The sequence below is a fragment of the Henriciella barbarensis genome (assembly GCF_003576345.1).
Classification (GTDB): Bacteria; Pseudomonadota; Alphaproteobacteria; order Caulobacterales; family Hyphomonadaceae; genus Henriciella; species Henriciella barbarensis.
The window spans coordinates 1-6,848 of record NZ_QWGB01000012.1 but is presented as its reverse complement, the minus strand read 5'-3'; the positions used below and the strand labels follow the sequence as shown (position 1 = coordinate 6,848).

At 61.8% G+C, this 6,848-nt stretch carries 5 protein-coding genes; all 5 read left to right on the top strand.

Going from position 1 to position 6,848, the window contains the following annotated elements:
- The first annotated feature begins 235 nt into the window (after positions 1-235).
- A complete protein-coding gene (locus D1224_RS14360; protein WP_119380392.1) occupies positions 236-1,531 on the top strand; it encodes a TolC family protein in 1,296 nt (431 codons plus the stop codon).
- Complete coding sequence (locus tag D1224_RS14355) at positions 1,528-2,739, top strand: efflux RND transporter periplasmic adaptor subunit (protein WP_119380391.1); 1,212 nt, start codon at positions 1,528-1,530, stop codon at positions 2,737-2,739. The genes D1224_RS14360 and D1224_RS14355 overlap by 4 nt, the downstream gene beginning before the upstream one ends.
- A gap of 12 nt (positions 2,740-2,751) precedes the next feature.
- Positions 2,752-5,865: an efflux RND transporter permease subunit gene (locus tag D1224_RS14350; protein ID WP_119380635.1), complete on the top strand. Its 3,114-nt coding sequence runs from the start codon at positions 2,752-2,754 to the stop codon at positions 5,863-5,865.
- On the top strand, positions 5,849-6,097 hold the full coding sequence (locus D1224_RS14345; RefSeq protein WP_119380606.1) for a hypothetical protein: 249 nt from the start codon (positions 5,849-5,851) through the stop codon (positions 6,095-6,097). The genes D1224_RS14350 and D1224_RS14345 overlap by 17 nt, the downstream gene beginning before the upstream one ends.
- On the top strand, positions 6,081-6,848 hold a 768-nt coding region (locus D1224_RS14340), incomplete at its 3' end, for a cation diffusion facilitator family transporter (RefSeq protein WP_147372408.1). The genes D1224_RS14345 and D1224_RS14340, both read left to right, overlap by 17 nt.

The following is a 6,848-nucleotide window of genomic DNA, read 5'->3' as shown; positions in this document are numbered from 1 at the left end:
AACATAAGGCCCATCATTGCGGCAGCTGTCATGTCCACATGATCGGCGGGAGCTATTTCGGCGCCGCCATTCAGCCTGAGATTCAGACTAAGCGGCTTCGTCCGGGCTTGGCATTCCACGCGAGCCTCGTTCCGGATGGCCTATACCGACCTCCCCGCGCCTAGACCGACGACACCAAAACTTTGTGCTGCTCCGGCTGCACTGTCGTTGAATCTGGACGAGGAAACCATCCAAAATGAAAATTCTGCTATGTGGCGCTGTTGCCGCAATAGGCCTGCCTGCCATGGTCGGCGCAGCCTATGCCGAGGGGTGCAGTGCTACCCCGCTCCGGGCGATCGAGTATGATCAGACGCCTCCGCTCACGCTGGAACAGGCTGTTGCGCGAGCCGGCAATACCGCGCCCGAAATCCTGATTGCCGCCTTGGAAGCGAGAGCCGCTTCGGCCGATGCCGACCAGGCCGGGCGGCGGCTCAACCCGGCGGTTTCCCTGGAGACCGAGAACTTTGCGGGCACCGGCGGTCTCGAAGGCTTTAATGCCTATGAGACGACGCTGGCGCTGGAACAGACCTTCCAACTCGGAGGCAAACGTCGCTTGTCCGAGAGAGCTGCAAGGGCCGAGGCCGCGCTTGCAAGCGCAAAGTGCAACGTCCAGCGATTGGAAGTCCAGCGGCTTGCGGGTGAACTCTTTCTTGACTTGCAGGCAGCAATCGAAATGGCCGCAGTGGCAGATGCATCGGCCAAACTGGCCGAGGAGTTTGCATATATTGTTGAGCGTCGCGTCGACGCAGGAGCCACAGCCCCGCCCGAGCTGTCCCGTGCAAAAGCCGAAGCAGCGATCCTTCAGGCCACCGCCGATGCGGCCCAAGGCGAGGCGGAAGCCCGTGCACTGGCGCTCGCCTCGGTCTGGGGCAGCGCCAAGGTAGATTTCATCCTGCCGAGAGCAGAGGCTTCACACTTGGCGCTCTACGGTACGGAACCGGATCCTGACGGTGCTAAACATCCAAAATTGCAAGCGGCTCAAGCCGGTGCGGAAGCCAAGGTGGCAGCGACAGACCGCGCGCGGGCCGGCGCCTGGCCGGATATTACCGTCTCTACTGGCATCCGGCGCTTTGAGGACACCGGAGACAGTGCATTCCTCGTGGGGGTAAGCCTGCCATTGCCGGTCTTTGACCGTAACCAGGATGCTACAAGGGCAGCCAAATTCCGCACCGAAGGGGCCGAACTGAATGCCAGGGCCATCGAAGCGAGGCTGAGAGCCGAGCAGGCGAGCCGCGCCGCGCAAATCCGGGGCGCAGAATCCCGATTGCAGCGTCTTGAGGAAGAGGCCCTGCCCTTCGCCGAAGATGCCTACGCTTCAGCCGCCGAAGGCTACCGGGTTGGCAAGTTCGATCTCACCGCCACGCTCGATGCAAGACGCAGCCTAATTGAAACCCGCGCCGCCGTGATCGATGCCCGGCTGGCGCTCCTTACACAAACCCTGCGGCTGCGTGCGCTGATTGGCGCAGCGCCCTTCGACGGAGAGATCCAATGAAACTGAATTTGTTCTATGCGGCGCTGCTTTCTTCGGCGCTTCTATATCTTGGCGCCTGTGGCAATGACGCTCCCGCTTCACCACCTGCAGACCAGACGGCCCCGGAGGGCGAGGGCGACCATGAGAGCCATGCAGAAGACGGCAATGATCATGTCGAGCTGACCGCCGAGGAGGCGGAAGCTGCCGGTATCCGGACCGGGCCAGCCCAAACAGGAGCGGTTTCGGGCCAGCTGGAACTGCCGGCCGAGATCCGTTTCGATGCGGACCGTGTCGCAAGGGTCTCGCCACAGGTCGAGGGCACCGTTGCTCAGCTCTATGCAGGCGAAGGCGACATCGTGAAAGCCGGCGCCACGCTTGCCCGGCTGACCAGTCGTGAACTTGCCGGCCTAAAGGCCGATTATCTGAATGCCCTGAGCGCCGAGCGCCTCGCGCAAGCCGAGCTTGAGCGTGAGGAAAATCTCTGGGAGCAGAAAATCACCGCCGAGGCCGATCTGCAGTCGGCGCGTGCGGCATTCGCCGCAGCCAATGCCGGCCGGGAAGCTGCCGAAAACAGACTGCATGCCATCGGCATCGGTCATGGCACGCTGGACATGCTGGATGAGGCTGCGGACGGGTCGCTTGCGCAAGCCTATGTCACGGCGCCCCTGGCCGGAGAAGTGATCCAGCGAAGCGTTTCGCTTGGAGAAACCGTATCCGCTGGCGGCGCGCCCATCTTTGTCATCATTGATGATAGCGTCGTGTGGGCCGATATCGCGGTCTACAAGGAAGATCTCGGCAAGGTCAGCGAAGGCCAGACCGTGACATTCCAGCAGGAGGATGGCCGCGTCCTGGCCGAAGGGACAATTTCAAATGTTCTGCCTGTCATTAACGAGGCGTCCCGGACAGCAACAGCGCGCGTCATTGTCGACAATGCCGAACACAGGCTGAAGCCCGGTCAGTTCGTAACGGCGCGGATCGACACGGGAGAGGGGCGCCCCGTCGTGCGCGTTCCCTCCGATGCGATTGTCAGCGTCGAGGACAGGATGTCCGTCTTCGTCCCGACCGATGACGGGTTCGAACCGCGCGAGGTCCGCACAGGGAACAGCGCGAGGGGCTACACCGAGATCATTTCCGGGGTCGAGGCCGACGAAGCATTCGTTGCCGAGGGCGCCTTCACCCTGAAAGCGCAGCTTGAAAAAGACGCTTTCGGCGACGGCCACGCACACTAGGAGACCCGCAAAATGATCAATTTGATGCACCGCCTTGCGGGTGGCCGGCTGCTTGCCGCCATTGCCGCACTCGCCCTGTCGATCGGGGGGCTGTTTGCCTTTCGCAGCTTGCCTGTCGACGCTTTTCCCGATCCCTCACCTTCTCTGGTTCAGGTCTTCACGGAAACTGAAGGCCTGTCGCCCGAAGAGGTCGAACGCTATGTCACCTATCCGATCGAGACGGCCATGTCCGGCTTGCCAAAGGTCGAGGAGATCCGCTCGACCTCGAATTTTGGCCTGTCGGTCATCAACATCTATTTCGAGGATGGCACGGACGTCTATTTCGCCCGCCAAGTCGTCGGCGAACGCCTCGGTCAGGCCAGTGAAGCCATCCCCCAGGGCTTCGGAACGCCGAAGATGGGGCCGATTTCGACCGGGCTTGGCATTATCATGTATTACCGCCTCGTCGATGAGACCGGCGAACGGTCGCTGGTCCAGCTGCGCGAGATTGCCGACTGGATGATCAAGTATCCGCTTCAGTCAGTTGAAGGCGTAACCGAAGTCCTGTCGCTCGGCGGCTTCGAGAAGCAGTACCAGGTCCGGCTCGACCCCGACCAGCTGACGTCCTACGACCTCAGTGTCGGCGAGGTGATTGCCGCCTTGGAGAGCGCCAATCGCACGGCCGGCGCGCAATTCATCGAAATTGGCGCAGAACAGTACACGGTGCGCGGGGTCGGGCTCGCGCGAACCCTCAATGATCTCCGTGAAACGCCAGTCAAGACGGTGGATGGACGAACGGTCCGCGTCAGCGAGCTCGGTGAAGTCGCGATTGGCGGCGGCGTTCGGCAAGGTCTTGCTACCGCAAATGGCGAAGGTGAGACCGTGGCCGGTCTCGTCCTTAAACTGTATGGAACCAACACGTCTGAGGTGATTGAGAACGCGCAGGCGCGCTTTGACGAGATCAACCAGTCGCTTCCCAACGGTGTCAAAGCTGTTCCGTATTATGACCAGGGAACGCTGGTGAAAAAGGCGGCCGCGACCGTGACGACCGCCCTCTGGCAGGGCGCGCTCCTGGTTGCCGTCATCGTCTTCCTGTTCCTCGGCGGCTGGCGCCCAAGCCTCGTCGTCGTCATGGCCATACCCTTCTCGGTCGGCTTTGCCTTCATCGCGATGAACGTGCTCGGCATCGGGGCCAATCTGATGACGCTGGGCGGGGTGGCGATCGCCATCGGGATGATGGTCGACGGCGCCATCGTCATCGCCGAGAACGTTGATCGCGGACTCCGCGAACGACGCGAGGATGAAGATAGCCGCACGACTGTCGCGCGAGCGAGCGCCGAAGTAATCGCGCCGCTGACTGCTGCCGTTGCCGTGGTGATCATCGTCTTCCTTCCGCTCTTCTCGCTACAGGGCACAGAGGGCAAGACGTTCCGGCCGCTCGCCGCTTCGGCCGCACTCGCGATGACAGGGTCGCTGATCTATGCGGCGCTCATCGCTCCGGCCATGGCGCTCGGCCTCATGCGTCCGCCCACGAGCAATAGCCAGGAGAGCGACAGTCGGCTTGTTTCACAGATCAAGCCGCTTGCGGCCTTCTTCGTCCGGCGTCGTCTTGCGGCGGTCGGGCTCGCGGGCATCCTGCTGCTGGTCGGGGGATTGTCGGCCACACGTCTCGGCTCGGAGTTCACTCCGGCGCTGGAGGAAGGCGACATAATTTTGAGAGTGACTATGGCGCCTTCCATCTCACTCACCGAGGCAAAGGAAACCTCGACGCGGATCGAGCAAAGAGTGCTAGATTCTTTCCCAGAGGTCAGTTCGATCGTCAGCCGGATCGGGCGCGGGGAAGTCGGCGCGCATGCCGACCCGGTCAACAGTATCGAGGCCTTCGTGGCGCTCAAACCCCGAAGCGAATGGCGCGATGGCATCAGCCCGGACGAACTTCGTGCGTCGATCTCCGAAAATCTCGGCAGCTTTCCAGGTGTCAGGGTTAATGTCGGCCAGCCGATCGCCATGTCGGTTGATGAACTCCTGACCGGCACAAAGGCGCAGCTGGCGGTCAAGATCTTCGGGCCGGATACGGAGGTTCTTCTGGAAGGCTCGCAGGATTTGCAGGCGGTCCTGCAGGAGATTCCGGGAGCCACAGACGTCCAGGCCGATCAGATCACCGGCGCGCCTCAGCTTGTGGTCTCGCTCGACCGTCCGGCGCTCGGCCGATACGGCCTGAGTGTCGAGGAGGCGCTTGACGCCTTGCGTTCAGGTGTTGGCGGGGCAGAGGCTGGCGCCGTTTTCCAGGGGGTACGCCAGTTCCCCGTCATCGTGCGCTATGCCGAAGAAGACCGCGACACGCCCGCGGCCATCGGACGGATCATTCTGGAATCATCCAGCGGCGCACGGGTTCCACTCGAAAGCGTGGCAGACATCAGGGAGATCGTCGGGCCGCGCCAGATCACGCGCGAGAATGGCGAGCGCTTCATCACCGTCCAGCTCAATGTGAGAGGACGCGACATCGGCAGCTATGTCGCCGATGCGCAGGCGGCGGTCGCCGGCCAGCTTGACTTACCGGCCGGTTACCGCGTCGAATGGGGCGGGCAGTTCGAACTCCAGCAAGAAGCGAATGCGCGGTTTGCGGTCGTGATCCCGATCACGCTGGGCATCGTGTTCCTGATCCTGCTATTAACCTTCGGGCGCATGAAATCAGCCATCCTGATCCTGCTCAACATTCCGCTGGCGCTGACCGGCGGCGCGATGGCGCTCTGGGTTGCGAGCCTGCCGATCTCGGTGCCCGCGACGGTCGGCTTTATTGCCCTGTTTGGCATCGCGCTCGGCAATGGCATGGTGCTGGTCAGCTTCATGGATGATTTTGCCAGGGAAGGCCGGGGCCGCGATGAACTTGCCGTCGAGGCGGCAGGCTTGCGGGCACGTCCTGTTCTGATGACCGCCCTTACGACGGCGCTCGGCCTTGCGCCACTGCTCTTCGCGAGTGGTGTCGGTGCTGAAGTGCAGCGGCCACTGGCCACGGTCGTCATGGGCGGGCTGGTCTCATCGACCGTGTTGACCTTGCTTGTCCTGCCAGCCCTTCACCGCTGGTTCGCACCGAAGCCCGACGCGCACCATTCCTTGTTGGAGGCCGAGCATGTTCATCCATCGTGAACTTCGCGTTGCGGTCATGTCGATTTCTCTCGCAGCCCTGGCGGGCTGCGGGAATCTCGGCAACGCGATGGTGTCCCTTTCAAGTGAGCAGGCGGCCAAGGTGCAGGAAGAATGCGGCCTGATACCATCAAAGAGCCGTGTCAAAAACGCGGTACACGCGCGGCGACGCGCGTATCTCGAATGCAAGCGCAAGGTGCTGGAAGAGGAGGCCGATCATGAGCCACGCACATGAACATGACAGCCTTGATCCCAAAAGCGGTGATCGCCGGGTCTCCATTGCTATCTGGGCAAACGCACTACTAACCGTTGGGCAGGTTGTCGGGGGGATTCTCTCCGGCAGCCTCGCGCTCATCGCCGATGCTCTGCACAATTTCTCTGATATGGCGTCGCTCGTCATCGCGTTCGCTGCGCGCAAGATTGCGCGGCGACCGGCTGATGAGCGGATGACCTTTGGGTATGGCCGCATCGAGATCGTCGCAGCCCTGATCAATTATACATCTTTGACCATCATCGGCCTCTATCTGATCTATGAGGGTGTCATGCGGATCATTGATCCCCCCGCCGTTGGCGGCTGGACGATCGTTATTCTTGGCGGTGTTGCGCTGGTCATCGATACGCTGACAGCCCTCCTGACCTATTCGATGCAGAAAGGGAGCGTGAATATCCGGGCGCTCTTCCTTCACAACCTTTCGGATGCACTCGCATCGGTAGCCGTGGTTGCAGGCGGAACGCTCATCCTCCTCTATGACTGGAGACTGGTCGATCCGCTCGTGACGATCGGTATCGCGGTATACATTCTCTATCTGTCGTTCCGTGAAATTGGCGGGCCGATCCATATGTTGATGCTGGGTAGCCCACCCGAGATCGACAATGCCGCCGTCGTGGAAGCGATGCGAAGTGTCGATGGCGTTGCGGACGTTCACCACGTGCATCTCTGGCAAATGCAGGAACACGAGACGGCGCTCGACTGTCACGTCGTTGTG

Bases quoted from the DNA above. Each gene is read 5' to 3' on its own strand.
- D1224_RS14350 (WP_119380635.1), top strand. From the start codon at position 2,752: ATGATCAATTTGATGCACCGCCTTGCGGGTGGCCGGCTGCTTGCCGCC.
- D1224_RS14360 (WP_119380392.1), top strand. From the start codon at position 236: ATGAAAATTCTGCTATGTGGCGCTGTTGCCGCAATAGGCCTGCCTGCC.
- D1224_RS14355 (WP_119380391.1), top strand. From the start codon at position 1,528: ATGAAACTGAATTTGTTCTATGCGGCGCTGCTTTCTTCGGCGCTTCTA.
- D1224_RS14345 (WP_119380606.1), top strand. From the start codon at position 5,849: ATGTTCATCCATCGTGAACTTCGCGTTGCGGTCATGTCGATTTCTCTC.